The organism is Enterococcus sp. FDAARGOS_553 (assembly GCF_003812305.1).
Classification (GTDB): domain Bacteria; phylum Bacillota; class Bacilli; order Lactobacillales; family Enterococcaceae; genus Enterococcus_D; species Enterococcus_D gallinarum.
In genome coordinates this window covers 1,408,418-1,433,736 of record NZ_CP033740.1, presented here as the reverse complement: position 1 = coordinate 1,433,736, position 25,319 = coordinate 1,408,418, and the positions used below count along the sequence as shown (strand labels likewise).

Here is a 25,319-nt window from a genome sequence, read left to right as displayed (position 1 = left end):
GGAGTATCTCTATGAAAACATTTCAGAATTGGCCTGATCATTACCCCGATCCTAGCTGGTTTATTCATGATCGGTTTGGGTTGTTCATTCATTTTGGCTTATTTAGTATTGGTGCACGCCACGAATGGTTTATGACCACCGAAGAAATTGCCCCCGAAACTTATCGAGAAACTTATTTCGACCAATTTAATCCCAATTTATTTGATGCTGCTGTTTGGGCCCAAACAGCTAAAGATTGCGGTGTTCAATATATAGTCTTTACTACGAAACATCATGAAGGGTTCGCCCTATGGGATAGTGAATGGACCGATTATAAAGTCACCAATACACCCTTTAAGCGAGATTTACTCGCAGAATTATTGCCTGCGTTTCGTGATGTGGGAATCAAAATCGGACTCTATCATTCGCTGATTGACTGGTACCACCCTCATTTTACGATTGATGGATTGCATCCTCAAAGAAGTGACTTAGCCGCTCGAGAGTCCAATTCTCAACGGGATATGCTTATTTATCAAGATTTCATTGCTGGTCAAGTGACCGAACTATTGACTCAGTATGGCAGGATCGATTATATGTGGTTCGACTTTCCTTACAGTCATCGTGATTGGGGCTGGTCTAAAGGAAAAGGAGCAGAAGACTGGGACAGTTCGCGACTGGAAAAAATCTGTCGGACACTCCAACCGGATATGCTGATCAATGATCGCTTGGAACTTGGTCGGGGAATTACCACCCCTGAACAATTTCAACCAGAAAAACCACTGGAAAAAGACGGTTTACCTGTTCTTTGGGAAGCCTGTCAGACAATGTACGGGACTTGGGGCTATGATCGCGATGCGTTGGAATGGAAATCAAGTGATATGTTGGTGAAAATGTTGATCGATACGGTTTCAAAAGGGGGTAATTTTTTATTGAACATTGGTCCTAATCCCCGAGGAGAGATCGACCCGCGGGCAGTCAAACGAATGCAGGCGATTGGTGCATGGATACGGCTGCATAAAGAAGCTATCATCGATTGTGGTCCTAGTAAATACCCGGTACCTAAAGATTGTCGTTATACTCAAAATGGCAAGAAACTCTATTTGCATGTATATAGCTATCCCTTCAAACATATTCATTTGCCGGAAATTGCTGATCAAGTTCGCTTTATCCGCTTCTTGCATGATGGCTCTGAAATTTTTTATCGTGGCTTTGATCCTAATGAAGTCATCACTTCTACGGAAGCTGTCATTGCTCCTAATGATCTAGTCGTCACGCTGCCGGTAGTGCCACCTAATGTTCTCATTCCAGTCCTTGAGATTACATTGAAGTAAAAAGAGTAGAACAAAGAATACCGTAAAGCGCTAGACAATATCTCTAGCAAATAGACGGCAGACAGTAAATCTTCCTCGCAAACCCACGACGAAGATTCACTAGACTGCCGTCTACTATTTAAGTACTTGCTTTAAATACTCGCTTTAGGTATTCTCTCCATGTATTCTTCTTAGGAATCTCTTCTTATCGTCCACTTTAAAACAAGTCACGTTTTCCTAGAGAACGTTTCGCTTTACTGCTCTTTAGTCAACAACGACTGCCATTTCTGAAATAGTTGGCTAAAGGTTTCTTTCCCTGGATCTGTTTCTTCATAAACTTTTAGGCTAATGATAGCTTGCAGCCAAAAAGCTTCTGTGATCACTGCCGCACCTTCTTTTGCATCTGGGATATCTGCCCAAATCGCTAATGCGATCGCTGGGGTTTGTGCTAATTGTTCTTGGGTCACTTGCTGTCCGTTGGCAAAAGTCGTTAATGTAAACTCATCGCTTATTTTTTCATAGGTCGGATACGTATACCCTGCAGCTTCACCTACTACATAATAAAAGAAATTGTCATTGTGATTGATCACAGAATAGCCTTTGTCAAAATAAAGAGCGACTGGTGCCATATTTTGATTCCAGCGTGTCCAATAGGAAATCTCACAGTTTTTCGTTAAGGAAAGCTGTTCCTTTCGATTCAAGCGATAAAACCCATCATTCCATACACGAACAACAAAACCTAAGTCAGTCACATAGTCCACCAAATTATTCACATACGCAATGAATACTTCAATCCCACTTGCTTCTGGTCCATATGCTTCTTTGGCAGCTTCAACTAAAGTCGGAAACTCTTCTAGACGGTCAAAATCAACAAATTCATCTGCACCAATATGGAAATAATGGCTGTCTACAAATAGCTCTGCGTATTCTTTGTAGATCTCTCGGATGAAAGCGACAGCTTCTTGGTCAAGAATGTTCAATGCCCTAGCATCGACCCCACCAGTCGCGTTAGGTAAACACCATTCGGGATGGGTGGCTAAGACTTGCTTGAGATGTCCTGGGGAGTCAAAATCAGGAATGATCTCGATACCGTAACCTTTGGCATATGTGATTAGTTCTCGGATCTCTGTTTTTGTTAAATGTTCGGTTGATACAATCTCCGGAAAACGTTCAGACTCGATTCGAAATCCTTCATTTTCTGAAAAATGGACTTGCAAATGGGTGAACTGAAAAAAAGCCATACTGTGAACGAGTGCTTTTAGTTCTTTTAAGGAAAAATATTTGCGGCCAATATCGATCATTAGGCAGCGCTCCTTGATTTGGGCGGTGTAGCTGTTTTTTTGTTGTTTCTTCGTCACTTGATTCAAATAGTAGGTTGTCAGACCATAAAATAATTGCTGGGGATCTTTCGCAGTGATCGTTTTTTGTTCCTCATCAAGAATAAAATCTGCCGTTAGTGCAGGTTCGATCTTAATTTTTGGTTCCTCTTCTAATGAGACACCAATAGAAGTATAAAGTTCTCTCGCTTTTTGAGTCATTTCTTTCATTGTCACATTTCCCTTCATTTTTCGCATTTTCAGCGTTTTTGGTTGATTTTGCGATATTGTCCTGGTGTTACACCAACGATCGTTCGAAACTTACGCGTATAGTTCGAGACATCATAATAACCGTTGTCCCGAATGATTTCTTTGATCGGTAGATCGGTTTCGACTAATTCTTGTTTGATTTTTTCTAACCGCAGTTCTTGGATATACTTAGAAAATGTTTTGCCACTTTCTTTTTTCACAAATCGGCTAATATAAGAGACAGATACTTTAAATTCTTCCGCAATAGATTCCAATGACAGCTGAGAAGACTGAAAATTTGCTTTGATATAAGCAAAAATCGTTTCATTCAACTCCGATTCTTGATTTTGTGGTCGATCCCTCACTTTTTCGCAAATATGCTGGACCAATTGTTGCAACACCGTTCCTAGCTGCATCAGATTAGTAAAATCTGCATGTTCGGCTGCAAATAGCAAAATCTCCTCTCCCACTAATTCGCCTCCAGTTTGTGCAACCGTATTCAATAAATAATAGCCATACATCTTTTGGACCGGCTGAGATCGTTGTTTACTTAACCCGTCTTTGATTAACCAATGCACCGTTTCAATTGCGATATCGCTATTTCCTTGATTCAATGCTTGGATCAGTTTTAATTTTTGACTGTCGGGATACTGGATCGCCGAGCGTTGTTCTTCTGCGGAAATTTCAAGGTAATAAATGATTTGCTGGTTGTTACTGACATGATAATCCAATGCAGCTAATCCTTCAATATAAGATTCATTGATAGCCGTCAATTCATTGACGATGGTTCCCACCCCAATTGCTGGAAGCAGTCCAATCGCAGCTGCTATTTTTGCCGCGACTTCTTGAACGATCTCTTCCTGTTGGTATCTGTGATCAAATCCCACAGTCAATGCGATCACTTCAGTGGAAAGGATCTCGGTGGCGTAGGCTGTGTACCCTTGGCTGCTGATTTCTTCAATATAGTCAATCAGAAAACAGCTCTCGCCGGCTTTATATTTTGAAGCCACGGTTTTGGTATCGATCGTGATGACAAAATAATTGTCCGCAGGAAAATGAATATGAACGGCTTCGATCAGCCTTGCAACTTCTTGTTCCGAACGCAGACGACCGCTCATCAGCTTTCTAAGAACTTGTTCTCGAGCATGCGGCGTCTGCATCTGGATTTCTTTATGCAGTTCCTGCTGTTCTTCTAAAACAGCAGCCAATGTATTATGAACATCATCCATCGAATTGACCGACATCTCCATATCTTTATGGAATTCTCGAACCAAATGTTCGATTTTGCGGATCGGTCGATAATTTCTGATCCCCATTAATGTAACAGCAATGATCCCCACGAATAGAATACACATAAAAATAAGAATGAAATGTTCTTGAACGCGATTGACCAGCGATAATGCTTGTGATGGATTGGTCACCGATACCACTGAGATATGCAGTTCCTCATTGGGAATTGATTGAACGAGGTACTTTTGCTGATTAAACTGAAAGGTGTCCTGAGTGGTGATCTGAGCCATTTCTTGGGGATCATTCAAAAAAACTGTCAAATCGTTATGATTTGTGCTAGCTAAAATCTGAAACTCATCATTGATCAAATAATTCGTACTCGCACCATCACTATTGGTCAAGTCCAGCATTTTTGCTAAGCTAGCTTCTTTGATCTCATAAATAGCTGCTCCATAGACAGTCAGTTCATCATTTTGTAACGGCACAATGTAGAAGAATCGGGAATGATGCCGTGCCAATGATGCCCCTTCGATAGTCAGCAACGTTGGATAAGCTTTCTCTAGCTGATCGATCAGCTGTCCTTGCTGCATATCATTATCTGGGATTACTTTTTCTAAGAAACCTTCGACGGATAATTTGCCAATCGAAGAAAAAAAGTTCTCCGGTTCTTCTTTATAGTATAAATAAACTTCTTCGACAAACTCATTCGTGATCTTGTAGGTTTGCAGGCTTGCTTTGCCTTCCTTTGAATAATAGGGATGGGTCAAAAAATTTAATGAGAGTTGATGGTCATCCGTCATTTTCTGGGTCAGGTAGTTCAATTGAAGGAAGTTGTTCTCTAAGGAGTATTTCAATTGAATCAACTGATTCTTTGCCGTTAATGCAACCTGTTCATTGATACTTTTGACAGAAGTCGCATACCAAATCCACGAGACCGTTAAAAAGGGGATCAGGAATACCAGCAAGTAGGAACTGATTGAGCGCGCGATCCCTCTGAACGTGTTTTGCCCGTTTTGATCGTAAAACTTTTTCACTTTTATCACCTGACCCTTGTTTCATTCGCTGCAATTTAAACGCTTACATAATAAAAAAATAGAGACTATTTTTTTATTACATTTTTATCTTAGAATTGCAACTGTTTTAGCTAGTTTTCATTTCAAAAGTTTGCAGTAACCAATTGTAGCAAGCACCAATTAAATTGGACTCATTCCCAAACTGGCAACAGGCAACATTTGGCAATCGAACTGTACTAGGAATCTGCGCTGCAATCTGCTGAATCTTCTTTTCTAATAGCGGCAGTAAAAAGTCGCTTTCACTGATTCCGCCTCCAATCAAAACAATTTCTGGATCAAGAATGTATTGTAGGTTGTAGCAGGCCACGGCTAGCTTTTCAATAAAGCGATCCACCCAAATCGTCACTGCCGGATCGTTTTGCTGGTAGTAAGCAACAACTTTATACCCATCAATCGAGGGGGCTTTTTTTTCGGCTGCAACTTGTTCTACCAATGTTCTTGTTGCACCGGCAATACTCCAAATTTCCCAATCTTTCTTTTCGACTTCAGGAAACAGCATATAACCAAACTCGCCAGCTAAAAAGTGTTTGCCACGAATCAACTGGTTATCGACCATCAATCCGCCTCCCACAGAGGTACCTAAAACAATGACAGCAAAACTGCTAGCGCCTCTTCCTCTTCCCAGCCATTTTTCTGCTAAAAGCGCGCAATTGCCATCATTCTCCGCGATGACGGGTTTTTGATAATAGTCCGTTAAAAAAGAAACCATGCGATTACCAAATCCCTCATAAAGCGGTGAATCCATCCCAATCTGTTGTGTCACTGGATCTACTAATCCTGTCGTACTAATAGCAATTCCGGAAAAGTCTTTTGGATAGTCATTATCAATATGTGAAATCAATCGGTCGATCACAGTTGAATAGTCTTTATTCATCGGAAAGCTTCCTAATTGTATTCTTTCTCCGTGACTATTCAACAACCCCGTCTTGATCATTGTCCCTCCGATATCTACTGCAAGAATCTTCATTCCAACGCTCCTTTGCTTGTATGTGCTTTCAGTATAAGCATTCTCTAGAAACAGAAGCTATATGTTTTTCTTGCAACTATGTGTCAAAAATCGCACATAACAAAAAGGCTGAAGCAATTCGCTCCAGCCTTCTAAATTCAGCTTTTTTATACTCCGATAAAAAACTAGAAAAATGTGTGAGTCAGTGTGATTTTCACAAAGATCTTTCGTCAAAAAATTTTCTTCGAACTATTCTTGCTGAACATCGCTTTCCGTTTCTTCTTCATACAAACTCGATACGGTCGTATACCATTCAAAAATATGGGTAATGATCACTTTTGCCGCAGCATATACCGGGATCCCCAGAATCACGCCGACAAGTCCGAAGAGTTTACCCGAAGTCAGCAATACTAATAAAATCGTCACGGGATGGATCGACAACTCGTTTCCTAAAACGAGTGGTGAGATCAATCGCCCTTCAATAGTCTGTTCGATCACAAAGACGACCAGGACTTTCACCAACAGGACAGGACCACCGACGATACCCAAAAAGACCGCCGGAACCATCGCTAGAAAAGAGCCTAGGTATGGAATCAAGTTCAAAAAGCCAGCTGCGATCCCTAATGTGATGGCATAATCTAGGCCGATCAAACTAAAACCGACCATAAACATGATGGCTACTGCAAATGCGACTGTTAGTTGCCCGCGAATATAAGAAGAAACTTGATCATTCATCTCTTTTAAAACCGTCAATGATGGTTTACGCATTTTTGTCGGCAAAAATTTCACGAAATAAGGTGCTAACTGTCGTCCATCTTTTAAAAGATAAAAGAGAATAAAGGGCATCGTTATGACAGCCAATACCACCGTTGCAACGGCCCCAAAAAAGCTGCCGATATTTTGAATCGTGCTCCGTGATAAGTTTTGAATGATGTCGGTCATTGATGCAATCAACTTCTCATTAGATGCTTCCAATTGATCTTGAACTTGTGAGAAAATCGGATCGGACAAAATCTCATTGACTTTATTTTCAATGATATCCAAATATCCGGGCAAATTCTCAACGAAACTCATGGACTGTTCTTGGATCTTCGGCACAATCACCACAACGCCCCAGACGATCAATCCGATGACCAAAATAAAAAGACCGAAAATACTATAGATGCGTTTGATTCCCTTTCGTTCCAGATAATCAACCGCAGGATTCATCAAGTAATACAAAATCCCCGCCAAAATGATTGGCAATCCAACAATCGCCAGAAATTGCCAAATTGGCTCAAATAGATAGGATACTTTCGTAAACATAAACAAGATCAATAAGACGAGTAGAACCACTAATAGACTCGTGACTGCTTGATTATTTAAAAACCACTTCCAAAACCAGGACAAAGGGCGCTTCTCTGTTTCCTTCATTTCCCCGCCTCCTACTTGTAGATAACTTTCATACCAACTTCAAGGGTCGGCAAATTGAAAGGTTCTAAATAGATAGCGCTGGTCAGTTGCTCTTCGGGTACTTCATCGAAGATAAATGTCACATGCTGGATCGTTTGCAAAATTTGATTTGCGATAGGACCGACATGTGTCACGGTGTACGACTGATCCCCAAAAATAAGTGTATCGCCGTTTTCTACGACCAAATCTTGAGAATCTGGAATCGATTGGATCACTGAATACTCCCTTAAGATCTCTGTTGCTTGGTCGCCGAAAAAAATCAGCATTTTTTCTTTTTGATCGATCGCTTGTGGCCCAATCGCTTTGATTGTTCCTTGTTTCATACAACAACCTCCCCTTTATGTTCTTTTTTTATTATAACATAAGAAGTTTTTCTATCCGCCCATTTCCGCATTCTATGGTAGAATTAATAAGAAATCAAACTATTAGGAGGCTTTTTTTATGTTGCAAACGATCTACCTAGGCACTTATACGCGTCGCGAAAGTAAAGGGATCTATTCGATCACTTTAGATACAGAAAAAGAACAATTGGTCGACTTGACCTTGCGTGCGGAAGAAAAGAGCCCAACGTATCTTGCCCGCAGTAAAAAAGAAAGAGTATATACTGTGACCGAAGTTGATGGCGCAGGCGGTTGTGGTGCTTATACGCCTGCATTTGAGTTGTTGAATACTGTGACCGAAGAAGGCGCACCATTGTGTTATGTAGCAGTAGATGAACCTCGTCAACTTGTTTATGGTGCTAATTATCATAAAGGTGAAGTAAACGTCTACAAAATATTGGCGGACGGCAGTATTGAAGCCACTGATCACATCTATCATGATGAACCTGTTGGTCCTCACGAAAATCAAGACAACCCTCATGTACACTACACAGACTTAACGCCGGATCAACGCTTAGCTGTATGTGATCTTGGAACAGACCGTGTGTATACGTATGACGTTTCTGCTGAAGGAAAATTAACAGAAGCGGCTGTTTATGTTGCAGCTGCCGGAACAGGCCCTCGTCATTTAGTGTTCCATCCTAACCACCAATATGCTTATCTGGTAGGAGAACTAGACAGCTCTTTGACTGTTTTACGCTACAATGAAGCTGATGGCAGCTTTGAAGAAATCCAAAAAGTACCGACTTTACCAGAAGATTTCACCGACTTTAATAGTGGGGCTGCTGTCCGAGTATCAAAAGATGGACGTTTCGTTTATTCATCCAATCGTGGACACAACTCTCTCGTTGTCTTTGAAGTAACTGAAGATGGCGCTGGCTTGAATTTCATTCAACGTCGATCAACAGAAGGTGACTTCCCGCGAGACTTTGACTTGGACCCAACCAACAAATTCTTAGTTTGTGCCAATCAAAATTCCGACAACTTGACTTTGTACCGTCGCAACGCCGAAACTGGTGAACTCACTACTATTCAAAAAGACGTTTACGCGCCTGAATGTGTTTGTGTCTTATTTGAAAAATAAAACGATCAGGAGGACTCCCCCATGTTTGATAAAACACCCATCGAGCTTTTACTGAAAGATTTTTCAAATATTTATAATAAGTGCCAGTCAACTTATGAATTGGTCACTAGCCGTCGTTACAATGAAGCCCTCGTCTTATTGACTACGGCTGAAACCTATGCCATTGCAGAAAAAGCCTATATTCGTTGTGATACCTTTAAAGAATTGCAAACATCCGAAGTTACTGGCTTCTTTGATGCTTTTGAGATTTACTATTTTGAATTGAAACAAGTCCTTTTCCATGATGACGATGACTTTGTTTCTCTTAAAAGTCGTTTGGAAAAAATGAAAGAAATGTATGAAGCATTGACAGCCGCATTCAATTTGTTATGATGGTACCAAATAGACGAAAAGGTGATCTCATGAACCAAGAAGAAGTGCTTGAGCGCTTAAAAGAAGAGTTAGAACTTCCTTTTTTCCAAGCAAAATTAGAGGAAAAAAACTATAGCGAAGAAGACTATCAGCAGGTAAAAGCCGATTTGATTCGCTACTTCGATGAATATGTCCGCAATGTAGAAAACTAATCTGATTTTCTTTTACAAGAACATAGAAAGGGTCTGTGTCATAAGTAGCAACTAGACAAGACGATCCGAGGATAACTGGGTGTCATCCATCGTACATTGGTGATGGAAACTTGCTGAAGCGCAAGCACAGTCTCATTCTCCTCGGAATCGTTCGTTTGTTGCATGACTTATGTCACAGCCCTTTTTGGCTTTTTAGTACACGATTTTGAAATTCTGATTCGTCTCAGCTTCTAGTACTGGGTGTTGTTTCAAATAATCAGCAATCAATTCAGTCATATCCACTTGGATCTCCCGTACAATTTTGTCGGCTGTAAACATCGCGTAATTCCCACCGCCTACCGCTCGGTATTGATTTACGACAACTTCCAGCTCCTGTTCCGGCGTGATAGGCTCATTATGGAACAACAAGCGTGTGATTCGTTTGCCAACTGGCTGGTTCATATCAATCGTATAGTCGATTCCTTCGTACATATCATAATTGTAGTATTGCGGTTTCGGCTCGATAAAGGCTGGATTAAAGACGATTTTCCCTGCTTCGACGGCTAAGTAATTCGCTGTCTGTTCCAACGCAAGACGCAACTCTGCTCCGGTCACTTTTACGACAGCCAATGTATTAGGATAAATATAATTCGTGATGACATCCCGCATCGTGATCGTTGTACCGAAGCCTTTTCCTTCATTATTGAAGAGCGCTGTCCCAGATATTTCCGCTCCGCTGGCAGCCATCTGAACGCGATTGATAAATTCCACGTATGGATGTTCCACGATCCGTGCCTGCATCGGATCAGTAATTCGCATATCCCCGTTCACTTTCCCTAGCGGCTGATCCAACCAGCTTTCCAATTCCGTCTCAATTGGTTCGATCATTGCCAAAATTGCTTCATCGGCTGAAACTTCTGCCACTGAATGCAATGTCGCTTGTTGATCCGTAATCACTGTTTGACCCTCTTTTTTCTCTATTGTTAATTGGATTCGGCCGATTTGGCTGCCCCGATAACCTGGCTGGACCACAGGGACCCCATTGACAATGGCGGCGATTTCCCGATGTTGGTGTCCAGTAAAGAAAGCGTCAATCCCCGGCACCTCTTGCAGTAACTCATAGCCTTCATTCTCTCCGGTCAACAATTCGGTGGCTTCACCGGTTACCAAATCTTTCTCAAAACCGCCATGATAGCTGACGATGACAAGATCTGCTTGTTTTCTTAGCTCAGGCACATATTTTTTTGCCGTTTGGATAATGCTTTCGAACCGCATCCCCTTGATGGTAGCTGGTTGTTCCCAATGAGGAATATACTGGGTCACCAATCCCAACACCGCAATCTTAATCCCATCTTTTTCAAGGATCGTATAGGCTTTGCCGAAATAGGGCTGTCCCTCTTCATTTAAGATGTTCGCTGCTAAAACAGGGGACTGATAACTAGCGATTGCCTCTTGAAGATACGTTAATCCATAATTAAATTCATGGTTTCCTAAAACATGGACATCGTATGCCATGTGATTGATCACTTTGGTCAATTCTGCTACCGGATGCTGGCTTTTGGCAATATAATAACTCAGTGGGGATCCTTGGATAAAATCGCCATTTTCGATCATTACAACAGGACCATCAGCTTCGGCTTTTAACTGCTTTAGTTTCGTTGCGACTTTCGCTGCCCCAATAGCCAGATCGTGGTCGTCGGCGAAATTAGTTGGGTAGACATAGCCGTGCATGTCGCTGGTTTCAAGAAAGGTGATTTGCATTTTCTCATTACTCCTCTAACATTTATGTAAAAGAGACCGCAGGGATATCTGACGGTCTCTTTCGGGTTGATAGGGTCATTGTCTGGCCCTTTTACGAGCAGAACTATTGATTCCAAACATCCTCAAGTTGTGGAATGGAATCTTTAATCAATTTATCGGTATCTTTGTCAGTATTCGACAAAATATTCTCCATGATGGAACGAACTTCATTGTAAGCTGAGTCTGCATTTTCAATTACTGGGATCGAGAAAAGTTCTTTTGTTGCTTCACTTAACTCAGAAGCAACTTTCGTATCTGGATTGTTCTTGTATTCATCACTATCTAAAACAGATTGAACAACTGGCATGTATCCTGTTGAAACTGCCCATTCTAATTGTGACTCAGGAGAAGTCAAAAACTTCATGTATTCAAAAGCAGCGGTACGTTCCTCTGGAGATGCACTTGTGAACATATATAAGTCTGTTCCTTGTTGTAGATTGATTTTTTCTGGGCGGGCAGAGACACCATATTCAAATTTGCCTTCGGTGTCTTTTTTGACATATCCTTCTCCAGCAATCGAGCCGATGAACATCGCAACTTGTTCGTTTGCGAATGGTCCTGAAAGATATTGATCGGATCCAGCAATACGGAAGTAGCCGTCTTTCACACCTTCCGCATAATAATTGATGACTTTTTTCGATTCATCGCTGTCTAGCTGTAAATCCTTGTTAAAATCAACACCTTTGTTTTTCATGCCAATAGCATAGTAGTTATTCAATGAATCAAAGCCAGCACCAACAACGCTGCCATTTGATTTTTCGTAAATTGTTTTTGAAGCTTCTTTTAACTCATCTAATGTTGTCGGTACTTCTACACCATATTCTTTTAAAAGATCTGCATTGTAGAATAACATTTCCGTTGATTTGTTGAAAGGAATACCATATTGGACACCATCAATTTGTGCACCTTCTAATAATGAAGAGCGAATTTCTTCTTGGTCACCCCAACCAATCGTATCATTATCGATATACTCGCCTAAATCAACAAGCATTTCATCTTGAGCTGCATTCCAAAGCCAACCTGGATACGCTTGTGTGATGGTTGGCAAATCTTTTGGTGAAGGTAGTGTCGAATTGATTTTCGCCTGCAGATCGGAGTACTGAGATTGATTTTGCAGTTCTACTTTCACATTTGGGTTTGCTTCCATAAACTCATCTGTCAGTTTCGTCAGTGCTTCTTCTTGTGCACCATTCATTGCATGCCAGAATGTGACAGTAGTATCTTTCGGAACCTCTGTAACGATCTCATCGCTGCCTTTTGCACTGTCATTTGAGCCATTGTTGCCGCATGCCCCTAACACTAAAGTTGCCGCAGCCACTGCTGCAAATGCTAGTTTTTTTGATTTCATTCTTTACTCTCCTCTATCCTTTTATAGTTCTATTTTCTCGCCACGTTCTGGCAATATTCTTTCGCCATACGGATTCACCAGTTTCTCTGGTTTCAAGGTATGGATTGGAACCAATCTTTTTGGTTCGATCCACGCAATAATCTGATCAAGATCCTCAGGAACTGCGTGTCCCGAAACCGGCAGCCGTACAAACTCAATTTCCAGCTTTGCTAACAAAGCGAGAAACTCTTCATAGGCAGGATCAAAAGCCCCCAAAGGTTGTGCATCGCTATGGATATACAGACTGCCTGGTTGTAAATTTTCAAAATGGTCAACTGCTTGCCAGACATACTGGCCAGTGTCGACACATAAAGAACGATAATCAATTTCTAGCGCAGGATCTAACTCTGCTAAGGAAGCTCCGCCTTCAACCGTGTAATAGGGAACTTCTCTGTCAAAGATTTCTTTCAGTAATGCTGCTTGGTGTGCTTCAAGGACGATCGTTCGAGGACAAGCATCCACCAAAGCTAAAAAACGCTCTACATTGGCAGGATAGCCGTTGAAAGTGATTTGCCGTTGTGGATTTTTTTCGACCAACTCGACAAAAGCCGCTACCAATTCTTTCTCACTGGCTACTTCGATAGTATCTGGATCGCTTTCTCTTTCAGGAAAACTGATACTGACTCCTTCCATCATCAATAGATCCGTGTGTTTGGCTAACTGACAAAATTCTTTTGTCCGCTCTGGATGATAGCCATGCAACCGCAAATCGCCCGTATAGGCAATAAAGTGATCCGGTGTTCGAATCAGCAATGCCGCGGCACCATAGGCGTCGTGGTCCACAGGAACGATCTCTACTTCGATCTCACCAACTTTGATCACATCGTGGGGTTCCAAGCCAATCATTTCCCGCACAAAGGCAGGGGCTTCATGAGGAGTAGGAATCAAAAAATCACCGGTGCGATTCAATGCTTTTAGGATCGCTTTGGTTTCTTTCAAGGTATACAAAGGGATTGCAGGGTCCAAATAATTGACCATCTTTGAATGATCAAGATGGGCATGAGATAGAAAAACAGCTGTTTCTTGATAGTCCTTTTGTTCTGATCCATGATACGTATAAGACAGACGAGGATCATAGACATTGCGCAATTGCGGGACCCAGCGATGATCCACTAAGGTCTGTAATGCTTCGTCGGGTAATGGCTGCTCTGGGTGATACTCCGAACCAAAATCGAAGAAAATATGGGCATCTTTGTATGCCACTTCGATGACGGTGCCGCCGATCGTGAGAATACCACTGTGAAATGTAACTGTTGTTTTAGCCTTTGATGCCATCTTTTGCCACTCCTTTAATAATCTCTTTTCTAAAAATCAAATAAATGATCAAAATCGGAATGACAGTCAATGTCGCAGCTGCCATCTGCAAATGAACATCGCTACCGCTTTCTGATGTGAAGGCCGCTAGCCCATTGTTCAACAACCGATATTTTTTTTCATTCGTGACTAACAATGGCCACAAGAAAGAATTCCAGCTCGAGATAAAGGTCAAGATGCCAACAGTCACTAGTGCCGGTTTAGACATTGGGATCAATATCCGCCGTATGTAAGCCATATCGCTTGCACCATCGATTTTTGCTGCTTTATAAAAGGTATTCGAAATGCTTTTCAAATAGCCATTCAGGTAATAAATATAAAAGATACTCGTCAGAAAGGGAATAATCAACGCACTGTAAGTATTCAACAACCCCATTTGAGCAATCGTGTTGTAGTTGGTAAAGATGATTGATTCATAAGGAACCATCAATAAGGAAATCATTAGAGCAATCACAAGCCCTTTGAATTTGAATTCCAAACTAGTCAATGCAAAAGCTGCCAGAATAGCAGTAATCAATGTGGCGATAGTCGTGACTGCTGAAACAAAGACTGTATTCAGAAAGTAACGGAGAAATGGTGCTTTGGTAAAGACTTCGGCATAGTTGCTCCATTGAAAGGACTCCGGCAAAATCGTAGGCGGAATACTGGTGGCCTCACTATAAGTCATCAGTCCCGCGAGAATCATATAAATAAACGGAAAAATCGTGATGATCGCTAAGAGCGCCAAAAAAATCAGAGAGATGAGGGTTACGACTTTTTTCATCTTATTCCCCTACTTTCTTTAAAATTTTATTTTGGATAAAGGTCACCGCCAAAATAATAACAAAGAGAATCACAGTCGCAGCCATTGCGATCCCAGGACGGCCCGCAATATGGAATTTGTCATAAATATAATAGACAGCTGTGGTTGCGCTTTTGGCGATACCGGGTTGACCACCAAACAAGGCATAGACTTGTGTATAGACTTTAAAGGCACTGATGATATTAACGGTCAACAAGAAGGCAAATGTCGGAATCAACTGCGGAAAAGTAATCTTGCGAAAAATCTCCCAGTTATTGGCGCCAAACATTTTTGCGATCTTATAATGTTCTTTGTCAATGTTACGCATCCCTGCTAAGAGAATAATAATATTGAAGGCCAAACTGCTCCAAATCCCAAAAATGATCAGTGTCGGCATACTCATATTGACATTATCCAGCCAATTGACGGCGGGAATCCCCACTAAGCCCAGCAAGTAGTTGATGATCCCATAAGACCCATTAAAGAAATAGCGAAACACGATCCCAATGGCGATGGTACTGGTGACATACGGCATAAAGAAGATCGTCTCAAAAAAGCTCTTATGTTTCACCTTTTCAAAGATGATCCAAGCGATCGCTAGTGAAATCACTAATGCAATAGGAACCACGGCGAATGCAAACCAAGCTGTATTCTTTAGCGCCTTGAAAAACACTGGATCCGTCAGCACTTTTTGGTAGTTTTCTAATCCGGCATATCGCTGATTGATCAATGATCCTTTTTGAAAACTCATAAACAATGAACGAAATAATGGATACACACTAAAGAGCAAAATAATGACTAGTGAGGGCAATAAGAACAGCCAAGCTTTGGGTTGATTTTCGGGATTATAATTTTTCTTGAACATCAATAAACTCGCTCCCCTTTTTCATCAAAGATGAACGCTTTTTTGTAATTGAAGTCAAAAGCTAAGTGTGCTCCTTCTTCAATGATTTCTTCGATGCTAACGATCGATTTAATGTGGATGTCAGCCAGATCAAAGTTCAAGATCCGTTCACGACCAATTAGTTCAACACTTTTTATCTCGGTATTGAATAATGGTGTTTGGGTCGTCGTTAACACATCTTCTGGACGGATCCCTAAAGTATAATGACCATCTGTCAACGGTTTCTTGAAGCGGATATCCACGAAGCGCTCTGTAGGGATCGTGAATTCTGGATGATGCATGACACCATCTGTCACTTCTACTGGCAAGATATTGATAATTGGGTTTCCGATAAACTTTGCAACGAATAAATTATTGGGTTCTAAATAAAGATTTTGCGGATCATCATTTTGCTGGATCACGCCTTCATTCATCAAAATGATTTTGTCACTGATAGACAACGCTTCTTCTTGGTCATGAGTCACAAAAATCGTCGTGATCCCAACTTCTTTGACTAGGCGACGAATCTCCTCGCGAATCTTTAAACGCAAACGCGCATCTAAATTACTCAATGGTTCATCCAGCAATAGTACTTCAGGATTTTGGACTAACGCACGAGTGATGGCAACCCGCTGTTGCTGCCCACCAGACAATGTACCAGGTTTTTTATCCTTCAATTCTTCAATATTGGTCAGCTGCATATATTTTTCAGCAATTTGCTGCGCTTCGTTTTTCTTGATTTTTTTATCACCAACAGTCAGTGGAAACATGACATTTTCTAAAACGGTCATATGAGGATACAAGGCATAATTTTGAAAGACAAAGCCGATATTGCGATCCTTTGGCTCCGTTTTCACCACGGAATTTCCGTTAAAGCGGATATCCCCATCTGTCGGACTCAACAATCCAGCGATCAAATTCAAAATCGTTGACTTCCCACAGCCACTAGGCCCAAGTAAACAAACAAGATCGCCCTTCTCGATCGTAAAATCCACCGCTTTCAAAGCTTCAAACTTGTTGTCAAAGACCTTCTTCAACCCAACTACTTCTATCAAAAAAAGAACCTCCATTATTTTTCTCTTTGCCGCTTTTGTTCGACCAGCAAGATAGGAACACAAAAACAGCTGAATTCTTACAGGCTGTTGTCAAACGCTCAAAGAAATTCGATTTTTATGATAACAAATGAATATTTTTATTCGGTACTGTTATTGTAAATCTTTTGTAAAACCCTTTGGTAATTATGATAGAAATTTTAATTAACTAGCAGAACGATGAGAAAAAAATGAGATTGTTGAACGACAGAATATTGCACAGTAAGGCTTTTTTTCTTGCAAAATAAATAAAAAATCCAGCTAAAATAAATAAAAAAAGAAAAAACAGGCACCCCATTTATTATTTTTTATCTAGACCACTCAAATCAAAAAAACAGACTAACGATCAAAATAGGGTATCTTTCTCAAAAACCTACCACTTTAAAATAACAAAATCGGGATAAGATTTAAAAAAATCCTATCCCGGTTCGATTTATGGACGCGCTAGATCTGTATGTCCAAGCAAAAATTGTTGTGTAGTCACTTGATCCAGAAAATGGCGATCATGTTCAATGATCAACATCGTCGGTTGGACAAGTTGGATCACTTCAGCTAACTGATTCTGATTAAAGACATCCAGATAATTCAAGGGTTCATCCCAGATAAACAGCTCAGCAGGGGTTGCCAACGATTTTGCCAATTCCACACGCTTACGCTGCCCCATACTCATATCTTCGATTCGGGTCTGAAAGACATTTCGCTCCACGCCCAATTTCTTCAGATTATTCAACAATTCTTGATAATCCAATCGGTGGAATTCAGCAAACTCAGTCAAGGTGCCTCGATTATCCTCGTAATTTTGGCGAACACGACTGATGGACAAGTGTTGCGGCATCCAAACAGAGCCGGTGACAGTTCCAGTAAAATGACCTAATAGGCCAGCCACCAAACTCGATTTGCCAGAACCATTTGCACCCAAAATACCAATCCGGTCACCAGCTTCGATGGTAAAATTCAACGGATCAAACAACGGTTGCTCATACGTCAATTGCAAATTTTCCACTCGCAGCAAAACTTTGTGATGCGTGGCTTTAACATTCATAGAAAGGGGATCGATATATTCGATGTCTTTCAACAACTGTTCTTTGACTTGTGCTTGATCTTCCATCCGCTTGACGATTGCTTTGGATCGTTTCATCGTTCTGGCTGCCCGAGCACCAATCGCCCCTGTGTCATAGACTGCTCCACTGCCTTTTTTTGTTGGTGATCCCAGTTTATCTCGTTCCCGTCCTCGTGACCATTCTGCTTTTTCGGCAGCCGTTTGCTTTAAACGGCCGATCTCTTTTTTCAGTTTAACATTTTGCTCCTGTTCAAACTGATCTTGCCGTTGCTTTTGTTCTTCGTAAACAGAAAAGTTCCCCTGATAAATCACTAGTCGGCTTTTTTCAATCGATAAAATGTGATCCACCACTTCGTCAACAAAGTGTCGATCATGGCTGACGACGATAAAGCCTTTTTTCCGTTTTAGATAAGCAGCTACATGAGCACGAGCTGTAATGTCTAAATGATTGGTGGGTTCATCGATCAACGGAAAGTGTTCCTCATCGATGAACAGTAGTGCAAGTAAAACTTTGGTTTGTTCCCCACCAGACAATGTCTCAAATGGACGCCAGAGGACATCTGGATCCAACTGAAGCAAATTTAACTCTCGCTCGATCTGCCATTGCTCAAATTCACACAGATCTTGTAATGTATCATAGGTTAGTTGTTGCGGATCTGCCACTGGTTGAGGAAAGTAAACGAATGCTTGCTGATGGGTGATAGTCCCGCTATAAGGCAATTGGTCTTGCAGTAATTTGAGTAAAGTAGTTTTCCCCCGACCATTTCGACCGATCAAACCTAATTTCCACTGGGTATCGATCACCAAATCAGCTTGATCGAACAGCAGATGATTCTGAGTATCGAAGCCAAAACTTAATTGTTCTATTTTTATATTTGACATTTTTGTACCTCCTGTCTATCTCTAGACAAAAACCGCGCCTATTTTCAGGTCAGGTTCCAGAAAAGTACACAAAAAGACCCTCCAGAAAAACACACCAATCCTGAAAATCTGCACACTGCTCCCTAGAGAACATGATTCTATGCAGCTTCCAACAAATTGGTTAGTTTTTCAATGGAGGATCCCTCATTTCGTTTATAAGTTGTTTTCAGTATAGCATCTACCGCGAAAAACCGCAATTGGCGATACTTGTTTTTAGATTAGCAGTGAAACGATACTAACAAACTGTTAGGTAAATTTATTCACAATGTCTTTTGCAGTCATTTTATTATTTTGAGTAAAAAAACATTTATAAAAATAAAAAAACCATCAAGTTGGTTAGTCCTGATGGCAAAAGGAGTAAAATGAAAAATAAAAAGGTTGTTGGTTGTTAATTCATTATACATCCACCATCATCATTTTACATAAGAATAACATAACATTTAAATTAAATAACTCTCGTTTAAGAAACGAACTTTATCATTTTTTTAACAAGAGAGCTGTCATCCGCTGAATTGCAAAAGAGATTTCATCAGTGGCTTCGTCTTGTTTTTTCTCTGACGCATCGAAAGCTTCCCGATCGACCCCATCAGCAATACTTAGAATCATTTCTTCACAGCCAGCAACATACTTCGTATATGCTCGTTCAAATTTTTTGTGAATCCCCATGACCGTTGCAGGCGGGCGTAATTTAGAGATCTGTTCCAGCATCAAACGATATTTGTCCGTTCCTTTTTTAAAGGACGCTTCGATTGTTTCCAGACGCTCTGGTGATAGTTCAGATTCCTTTTTTTTATCGAGAGCCTGACGAATCTCTTCATAATTCGGATTCATGGTTTCCCCGATTTTCTCTGTCTCTTTCACTAGATCATTGATTGTTTGTACATAAAAACCTAAATTCGGTCGCACGATTCATTCCCCTACTTTCTTCTTAGCTATCTTTTATTTTACCGTTTATTGCCAAAAATGAAAAGGTCGGCAAAAGCAGATTGTTCATTCGCCCCTATTATTCATTTACGACGATTGGTGTGAACAAAAACCGCAGTCAGAATACTCTGCCTGCGGAATAAATTTAGAGACTGCTTATTTTTTGCCCATTGCACGTTGGACAGCTTTAACGATCTCAACGATCGGGATGATCGCGAAGGATGCACCTAGAACGATTCCCCATTGATAGAGATCTAAATGAGCCACTCGGAAGATGTCATTTAATCCAGGAACAACAATGATGACCATCATCAATGCAAAGGAAAGCAAGATTGCCCAGTTAAAGGTTTTGTTACGGAAAGGTCCCACTTTGAATAATGATTGGTAAACAGACTTAACGTTAAAGGCATGGAACAGTTGCATCAATCCTAGTGTAGCAAACGCCATTGTCAATGCATCCGCATGGATTGCATCATAGGTATCGTGTACCGGCCATTGAATTGCTGACCAATAGACGAACAATACCGTTGCAGCTTCCAAGATCCCTTGATAGATGATACTGCTCATGACTCCACCAGAGAAGAAGTTCGAATTCCGGCCACGAGGGGCATGCTTCATCAAATCTTTTTCAGCTGGCTCCATTCCCAATGCGATTGCAGGGAAAGTATCTGTTACAAGGTTGATCCACAACAGATGGATCGGCAACAGTGTATCCCAGCCCCATAAGGTAGCTAAGAACAATGTCAAAACTTCACCTAAGTTAGCCGCTAACAAATATTGGATTGCTTTTTGGATGTTTGAGAAAACTTTGCGTCCTTCTTCAACAGCAACAACGATCGTTGCGAAGTTGTCATCAGCCAGAACCATATCCGAAGCACCCTTAGATACTTCAGTCCCAGTGATTCCCATACCAACACCGATATCAGCTTGTTTCAGTGCTGGCGCATCATTGACACCATCACCTGTCATAGCGACGACTTTGCCTTCATGTTGCCATGCTTTCACGATCCGAACTTTATGTTCAGGTGAAACCCGTGCATAAACCGAGTAATGAGTCACTTTTTGTGCAAACTCTTCATCACTCATTTTGTTCAATTCAGCACCCGTCAATACAGCTGCGTCATCACCAGGCTTGATGATTCCTAGACGTCCAGCGATTGCTTCTGCTGTGTCTCGGTGGTCTCCTGTGATCATGATTGGACGAATACCAGCTTCTTTAGCTACTCGCACAGCATCGGCTGCTTCAGCCCGTTCAGGGTCGATCATCCCTACAAGACCAGCAAAGACTAGATCATTTTCTACGATTTCTGATTCCAAGTTTTCTGGTACTGCATCTACATACTTGTATGCCATTCCCAAGACACGAAGCGCTTGTTTGGCCATATCTGTATTGTTGAACAAGATTTTTTGTTTTTCTTCTTCAGTCATTGGTACTTCTTGTCCGTTCAACAAGACTTTTGACGCACGTCCCAATAAGACATCTGGCGCGCCTTTCACTGCAACTAAGTAACGACCATCTTCTTGTTCATGGATCGTACTCATCAATTTACGATCCGAATCAAATGGCAGATCCGCTACACGAGGTTCTGCACTCACTTGATCTTTCACGTGGAAGCCTTGATCCATCCCGAATTGAACAAGTGCTGTTTCAGTAGGATCACCAATCAAGTTGCCTTCCTCACCGAACTTAGTATCATTCGCGAAGTTCATGACTTTCAGAGCCATTGTATCCAATGGAATGTCTTCAGAAGCAGCATGTTGCTTGTCATTGACATAAAGTTTTTCAACTGTCATTTGGTTTAGTGTCAATGTACCTGTTTTATCTGATGCGATGATGTCTGTCGCACCCAATGTTTCTACTGCCGGTAATTTACGAATAACAGCGTTTCGTTTGGCCATGACTTGCGTGCCTAGTGCTAAGATGATCGTTACGATCGCTGGCAATCCTTCTGGAATCGCAGCAACCGCAAGAGAGATTGATGTCAGCAACATGTCGACCCAAGAAGTATTATTGAAGATCGTACCAACAAAGAACATAATTACGGCGATCACGATGATGGCGATCGTCAAGAATTTACCAAGTTCATTCAAGTTACGTTTCAACGGCGTTTCCGTTTCTTCGGCTCTTGCTAACATACCAGCGATCTTACCGACTTCTGTCGCCATCCCTGTATTGACAACGACCCCTTTTCCCCGTCCATAAGTCACATTACTGTTGGAGTAAGCCATATTGACACGATCACCGATCCCAACATCTGTTGCATCGATCACAGTCAATTCTTTTTCTACGGGTACCGATTCACCAGTTAATGCCGCTTCTTCGATTTTCAGAGAACTAGCTTCTAATAAGCGTAAATCAGCTGGTACCACATCGCCGGCTTCTAAAAGAACGATATCTCCGGGAACCAGTTCATCGCTTTTGATCGTCACCGTATGCCCATTTCGTAACACATTGGCATTGGGCGTCGACATTTCCCGCAACGCTTCGATGGCTTGTTCGGCCTTCGCTTCTTGAACCACGCCCATGATCGCATTGATAATAACAACGGCTAAAATAATGATTGAATCGACGATTTCATGTGACACGACAGCAGAAATGATCGCAGCGGCTAACAAGACGATGATCATCAAATCTTTGAATTGTTCAAAGAATTTTTGAGCCATCGATTTTTTCTTACCTTCTTCTAATTCATTGGCGCCATATTGTGACAGACGACTTTTGGCTTCGTCATTTGTCAAACCGTTGGCATCGGTTTGCAGCTCTTTCAGAACAGCCTCAGCTTCTTGTGCATAAAAAGCTTGCGAGAGTTGCTCTTTTTTATTCTCTTCAGACATGTTTTTCCTCCTTTATTCTTCTTCCTTCTTTATTGTACATGAAATGAAAAAAAATAGACTCATGTATGCACTAAAACACATACACGAGTCTCACTATTTAAGGCAACACCAGAAATTTCTTTCAGGATGGTGATGTTGCCGCAACGATAAGCTGCCAGTTACTCCCTCATGATCATCTCAATAAAGACCATTATACAAAATGTTTCATTCAGTTGCAATTTCATTTTCTGAAAAAAGAACAGAAATGATTAAATACTGTCTCGCTTAGGCAATGATTGATCCGTTAGGCATTCCCTTTGGAGCTTCAACAATTTTTAATCGTCCTTCGGTATCTTCCGCGGAAAGGATCATCCCTTGACTGATTTGCCCCCGCATCTTACGTGGTTTCAGATTCGCTACGATTACGACTTTCTTACCAATCAAATCTTGCGGCTCTGGATAAAACTCAGCGATTCCTGACAAGATTTGTCGATCTTGATCATCACCCGCAGCTAAGCGAAATTGAAGCAGTTTATCTGCTCCTTTGACTTTTTGACAGTCGATCACTTCAGCTACTTTCAATTCGATCTTGTCGAAATCATCGTATTTGATCTCTGTTTTTTCAGAAGCAAGAACCGTTTCTTCTGGGTTCCATTTGACTGTTTCAGCAGTGCTTTGCGTTCCTTCCGCCATTTTCTTCTGGATGTAAGCGACTTCCGTCTCTAATTCCAAACGAGGGAAGATTGGCGTTCCTTTAGCCACTACTTTGGTATCACTAGGAAATTCACCGAACCGCAAGTCTTTCAAGTCCATGGCTTCTGAAGTTAAGCCTAACTGATGGAAAATATTTGCCGGTGTTTCGGTCATGATCGGTTGCAGCAAGATTGCTACGATTCGCAAGCTTTCTGCAAGATGGACCATCACACTGTCTAATTCTGCTTTTTTCTCAGGATCTTTGGCCAATACCCACGGTTGTGTTTCATCGATGTATTTGTTGGCACGAGAGATCAACGTCCATACTTCCGACAATGCAGTACTGAATTCCATCTTGTCCATTGCTTCATGGTAGCGACCTACGACGTTGGCTGCGGTTGTCGACAACTCACTATCGTAAGGAGTTACTTTTGAGGCATATTTAGGAACGATTCCTTCACAATACTTATTGATCATAGCGATAGTGCGGTTTAATAGATTACCCAGGTCATTGGCTAGATCATAGTTTACCCGAGAAACAAAGTCTTCTGGTGTAAAAACGCCGTCACTGCCAAAAGGCACTGCCCGCAGCAAGTAGTAGCGCAAAGCATCCAAGCTATAGCGCTCAACAAGCATCTCTGGATAAACGACATTGCCTTTAGATTTCGACATTTTGCCGTCTTTCATCATCAGCCAACCATGACCGAAGATTTTTTTAGGCAATGGCAAATCTAATGCCATCAGCATGATTGGCCAATAGATCGTATGGAAACGAACGATTTCTTTTCCAACCATATGAACATCTGCCGGCCAGTATTTTTGGAACAATGAATCGTCATCGGAACCATAGCCTAGTGCTGTAATATAGTTTGATAAAGCATCGATCCAAACATAGACCACATGTTCAGGACTCGCCGTTACTGGAATCCCCCACTTGAAAGTTGTTCTGGAGACAGCTAAATCTTCTAAACCTGGCTTGATGAAATTATTGATCATTTCATTCTTACGGGATTCAGGTTGGATAAATTCTGGGTGCTCATCATAATATTGCACCAGACGATCTGCATACTTGCTCATGCGGAAGAAGTACGAAGACTCTTTTACTAATTCTACTTCGTGGCCGCTTGGTGCTTTCCCACCGATCACATGTCCTTCTTCATCACGATAAACTTCTGCCAATTGCGTTTCTGTGAAGTATTCTTCATCAGAGACAGAGTACCAGCCTTCATACTCGCCAAGATAAATATCTCCTTGGTCCAATAATTGTTGAAAGATTTTTTGGACTGCCTTTTTGTGATAGTCGTCCGTTGTCCGGATAAATTTATCGTAGCTGATGTCCAATGTTTTCCACAATTTTTTGACATCGGCAGCCATTTTATCTACATATTCTTGTGGATCAACACCTAGTTCTTCCGCTTTTTTTTCGATTTTTTGCCCGTGTTCATCAACACCAGTCAAATAAAACACATCAAAGCCCATTAGACGTTTATAACGTGCTACTGCGTCGCAAGCTATCGTTGTATAAGAATTTCCGATATGCAATTTGCCGCTTGGATAATAGATTGGCGTCGTAATATAAAATGTTTCTTTTTCAGCCATGGGCGTACGTCCTCCTTTTCACCTGTAAAGTGTATACTAAGGTAGTATACCATAATTTTCTGTGAGTTTTTCCTTTTTTCTTTTGCCCAAATTGATGAGATGATTTTACTATCAGCTCCTTTTGGTTTATGAGCTGTTTTTTTGCTATAATAGGAATGAACGTTTGAAAGAGAGGGTTTTTCGCTTGAAAAAACAACAACAGCGCTTCATGATCTTAGCTGTTTTAACGATCATCCATTTGATTTTTTCTAGTTTTTATTTGTATTTTTACGGCTATTTCAATGGGCAAAATCTAGCTAGCTTCTTTGTGGTCATCACATCATTGCTTCGTTATGGGTTCCTGCTATGGATCGCTGTGTGGGGATATTTAGCCATGAAGCACACACAAAAAGCGGCATTCTTCTATTTAGCACTCTTTTTTATCAATTTGATTTTTCCCTATTTTTTTAACTAATCCATCATCATTATTATTTCATCATATCAGGAGTAGG

General features: G+C 41.2%; 20 protein-coding genes. 5 read left to right on the top strand and 15 right to left on the bottom strand.

Annotated elements, in window-relative coordinates; genetic code table 11:
- The first annotated feature begins 11 nt into the window (after positions 1-11).
- On the top strand, positions 12-1,310 hold the full coding sequence (locus tag EGX73_RS07390; protein WP_003128606.1) for an alpha-L-fucosidase: 1,299 nt from the start codon (positions 12-14) through the stop codon (positions 1,308-1,310).
- 233 nt (positions 1,311-1,543) lie between these two features.
- Here EGX73_RS07390 and EGX73_RS07385 read toward each other — a convergent pair whose 3' ends face one another.
- From EGX73_RS07385 to EGX73_RS07365, 5 genes are all read right to left on the bottom strand, one after another.
- Positions 1,544-2,836 carry a family 20 glycosylhydrolase gene (locus EGX73_RS07385; protein WP_005472742.1) on the bottom strand — a complete coding sequence of 431 codons (1,293 nt, stop codon included), beginning with the start codon at positions 2,834-2,836 and terminating at the stop codon, positions 1,544-1,546.
- Between the two features lie 29 nt (positions 2,837-2,865).
- Positions 2,866-5,118: a helix-turn-helix domain-containing protein gene (locus EGX73_RS07380; protein ID WP_005472744.1), complete on the bottom strand. Its 2,253-nt coding sequence runs from the start codon at positions 5,116-5,118 to the stop codon at positions 2,866-2,868.
- 106 nt (positions 5,119-5,224) lie between these two features.
- Positions 5,225-6,124: an ROK family protein gene (locus EGX73_RS07375; RefSeq protein ID WP_003128602.1), complete on the bottom strand. Its 900-nt coding sequence runs from the start codon at positions 6,122-6,124 to the stop codon at positions 5,225-5,227.
- Between the two features lie 228 nt (positions 6,125-6,352).
- Entirely contained in the window at positions 6,353-7,516 is a 1,164-nt protein-coding gene (locus EGX73_RS07370) for an AI-2E family transporter (RefSeq protein WP_003128601.1), read from the bottom strand.
- Between the two features lie 11 nt (positions 7,517-7,527).
- The gene (locus EGX73_RS07365) at positions 7,528-7,878 is read right to left on the bottom strand and encodes a PTS glucitol/sorbitol transporter subunit IIA (RefSeq protein WP_003128600.1); all 351 of its coding nucleotides are present in this window, start codon (positions 7,876-7,878) and stop codon (positions 7,528-7,530) included.
- Positions 7,879-7,996: 118 nt separating this feature from the next.
- On the opposite strand from EGX73_RS07365, the gene EGX73_RS07360 reads away from it, so the two are divergent.
- From EGX73_RS07360 to EGX73_RS07350, 3 genes are read left to right on the top strand one after another with little or no spacing between them, the layout of a single operon-like run.
- On the top strand, positions 7,997-9,019 hold the full coding sequence (locus EGX73_RS07360) for a lactonase family protein (protein ID WP_003128599.1): 1,023 nt from the start codon (positions 7,997-7,999) through the stop codon (positions 9,017-9,019).
- 21 nt (positions 9,020-9,040) lie between these two features.
- Positions 9,041-9,391: a hypothetical protein gene (locus EGX73_RS07355; RefSeq protein WP_003128598.1), complete on the top strand. Its 351-nt coding sequence runs from the start codon at positions 9,041-9,043 to the stop codon at positions 9,389-9,391.
- 29 nt (positions 9,392-9,420) lie between these two features.
- Positions 9,421-9,582, top strand: a complete 162-nt coding sequence (locus tag EGX73_RS07350) for a hypothetical protein (protein WP_021149110.1) — start codon at positions 9,421-9,423, stop codon at positions 9,580-9,582.
- A gap of 192 nt (positions 9,583-9,774) precedes the next feature.
- On the opposite strand, the gene EGX73_RS07345 is transcribed toward EGX73_RS07350, so the two are convergent.
- The 10 genes from EGX73_RS07345 to metG form a co-directional block, all read right to left on the bottom strand.
- Positions 9,775-11,322 (bottom strand): bifunctional UDP-sugar hydrolase/5'-nucleotidase, encoded by a 1,548-nt coding sequence (locus EGX73_RS07345; protein WP_003128596.1) that lies wholly within the window; start codon positions 11,320-11,322, stop codon positions 9,775-9,777.
- A gap of 103 nt (positions 11,323-11,425) precedes the next feature.
- Positions 11,426-12,709 carry an ABC transporter substrate-binding protein gene (locus tag EGX73_RS07340; RefSeq protein WP_003128595.1) on the bottom strand — a complete coding sequence of 428 codons (1,284 nt, stop codon included), beginning with the start codon at positions 12,707-12,709 and terminating at the stop codon, positions 11,426-11,428.
- Positions 12,710-12,730: 21 nt separating this feature from the next.
- Entirely contained in the window at positions 12,731-14,023 is a 1,293-nt protein-coding gene (locus EGX73_RS07335; RefSeq protein WP_003128593.1) for an MBL fold metallo-hydrolase, read from the bottom strand.
- Positions 14,007-14,825, bottom strand: coding sequence for a carbohydrate ABC transporter permease (locus EGX73_RS07330; protein ID WP_041119808.1), 819 nt, complete (start codon positions 14,823-14,825; stop codon positions 14,007-14,009). Before EGX73_RS07330 ends, EGX73_RS07335 begins: the two co-directional genes overlap by 17 nt.
- 1 nt (position 14,826) lies before the next feature.
- Positions 14,827-15,708 (bottom strand): carbohydrate ABC transporter permease, encoded by an 882-nt coding sequence (locus EGX73_RS07325; RefSeq protein WP_029487291.1) that lies wholly within the window; start codon positions 15,706-15,708, stop codon positions 14,827-14,829.
- On the bottom strand, positions 15,708-16,781 hold the full coding sequence (locus EGX73_RS07320) for an ABC transporter ATP-binding protein (protein WP_123866844.1): 1,074 nt from the start codon (positions 16,779-16,781) through the stop codon (positions 15,708-15,710). Before EGX73_RS07320 ends, EGX73_RS07325 begins: the two co-directional genes overlap by 1 nt.
- Positions 16,782-17,250: 469 nt before the next feature.
- Positions 17,251-18,759, bottom strand: coding sequence for a ribosomal protection-like ABC-F family protein (gene abc-f, locus EGX73_RS07315; protein WP_041119805.1), 1,509 nt, complete (start codon positions 18,757-18,759; stop codon positions 17,251-17,253).
- 516 nt (positions 18,760-19,275) lie between these two features.
- Positions 19,276-19,704 (bottom strand): hypothetical protein, encoded by a 429-nt coding sequence (locus EGX73_RS07310; RefSeq protein WP_003128588.1) that lies wholly within the window; start codon positions 19,702-19,704, stop codon positions 19,276-19,278.
- Positions 19,705-19,878: 174 nt separating this feature from the next.
- On the bottom strand, positions 19,879-22,557 hold the full coding sequence (locus EGX73_RS07305) for a cation-translocating P-type ATPase (RefSeq protein WP_005472760.1): 2,679 nt from the start codon (positions 22,555-22,557) through the stop codon (positions 19,879-19,881).
- 264 nt (positions 22,558-22,821) lie between these two features.
- Positions 22,822-24,828 (bottom strand): methionine--tRNA ligase, encoded by a 2,007-nt coding sequence (gene metG, locus EGX73_RS07300; protein WP_003128586.1) that lies wholly within the window; start codon positions 24,826-24,828, stop codon positions 22,822-22,824.
- Between the two features lie 184 nt (positions 24,829-25,012).
- Between metG and EGX73_RS07295 the strand changes: the two genes are divergently transcribed.
- On the top strand, positions 25,013-25,282 hold the full coding sequence (locus EGX73_RS07295; RefSeq protein WP_005472766.1) for a hypothetical protein: 270 nt from the start codon (positions 25,013-25,015) through the stop codon (positions 25,280-25,282).
- The last annotated feature ends 37 nt before the right edge of the window (positions 25,283-25,319 follow it).

What these genes read in the sequence shown, in the direction of transcription:
- EGX73_RS07390 (WP_003128606.1), top strand. Translation starts at nt 12, where the DNA reads ATGAAAACATTTCAGAATTGGCCTGATCATTACCCCGATCCTAGCTGG.
- EGX73_RS07385 (WP_005472742.1), bottom strand. Translation starts at nt 2,836, where the DNA reads ATGAAAGAAATGACTCAAAAAGCGAGAGAACTTTATACTTCTATTGGT.
- EGX73_RS07375 (WP_003128602.1), bottom strand. Translation starts at nt 6,124, where the DNA reads ATGAAGATTCTTGCAGTAGATATCGGAGGGACAATGATCAAGACGGGG.
- EGX73_RS07370 (WP_003128601.1), bottom strand. Translation starts at nt 7,516, where the DNA reads ATGAAGGAAACAGAGAAGCGCCCTTTGTCCTGGTTTTGGAAGTGGTTT.
- EGX73_RS07365 (WP_003128600.1), bottom strand. Translation starts at nt 7,878, where the DNA reads ATGAAACAAGGAACAATCAAAGCGATTGGGCCACAAGCGATCGATCAA.
- EGX73_RS07360 (WP_003128599.1), top strand. Translation starts at nt 7,997, where the DNA reads ATGTTGCAAACGATCTACCTAGGCACTTATACGCGTCGCGAAAGTAAA.
- EGX73_RS07355 (WP_003128598.1), top strand. Translation starts at nt 9,041, where the DNA reads ATGTTTGATAAAACACCCATCGAGCTTTTACTGAAAGATTTTTCAAAT.
- EGX73_RS07350 (WP_021149110.1), top strand. Translation starts at nt 9,421, where the DNA reads ATGAACCAAGAAGAAGTGCTTGAGCGCTTAAAAGAAGAGTTAGAACTT.
- EGX73_RS07345 (WP_003128596.1), bottom strand. Translation starts at nt 11,322, where the DNA reads ATGCAAATCACCTTTCTTGAAACCAGCGACATGCACGGCTATGTCTAC.
- EGX73_RS07340 (WP_003128595.1), bottom strand. Translation starts at nt 12,709, where the DNA reads ATGAAATCAAAAAAACTAGCATTTGCAGCAGTGGCTGCGGCAACTTTA.
- EGX73_RS07335 (WP_003128593.1), bottom strand. Translation starts at nt 14,023, where the DNA reads ATGGCATCAAAGGCTAAAACAACAGTTACATTTCACAGTGGTATTCTC.
- EGX73_RS07330 (WP_041119808.1), bottom strand. Translation starts at nt 14,825, where the DNA reads ATGAAAAAAGTCGTAACCCTCATCTCTCTGATTTTTTTGGCGCTCTTA.
- EGX73_RS07325 (WP_029487291.1), bottom strand. Translation starts at nt 15,708, where the DNA reads ATGTTCAAGAAAAATTATAATCCCGAAAATCAACCCAAAGCTTGGCTG.
- abc-f (WP_041119805.1), bottom strand. Translation starts at nt 18,759, where the DNA reads ATGTCAAATATAAAAATAGAACAATTAAGTTTTGGCTTCGATACTCAG.
- EGX73_RS07305 (WP_005472760.1), bottom strand. Translation starts at nt 22,557, where the DNA reads ATGTCTGAAGAGAATAAAAAAGAGCAACTCTCGCAAGCTTTTTATGCA.
- metG (WP_003128586.1), bottom strand. Translation starts at nt 24,828, where the DNA reads ATGGCTGAAAAAGAAACATTTTATATTACGACGCCAATCTATTATCCA.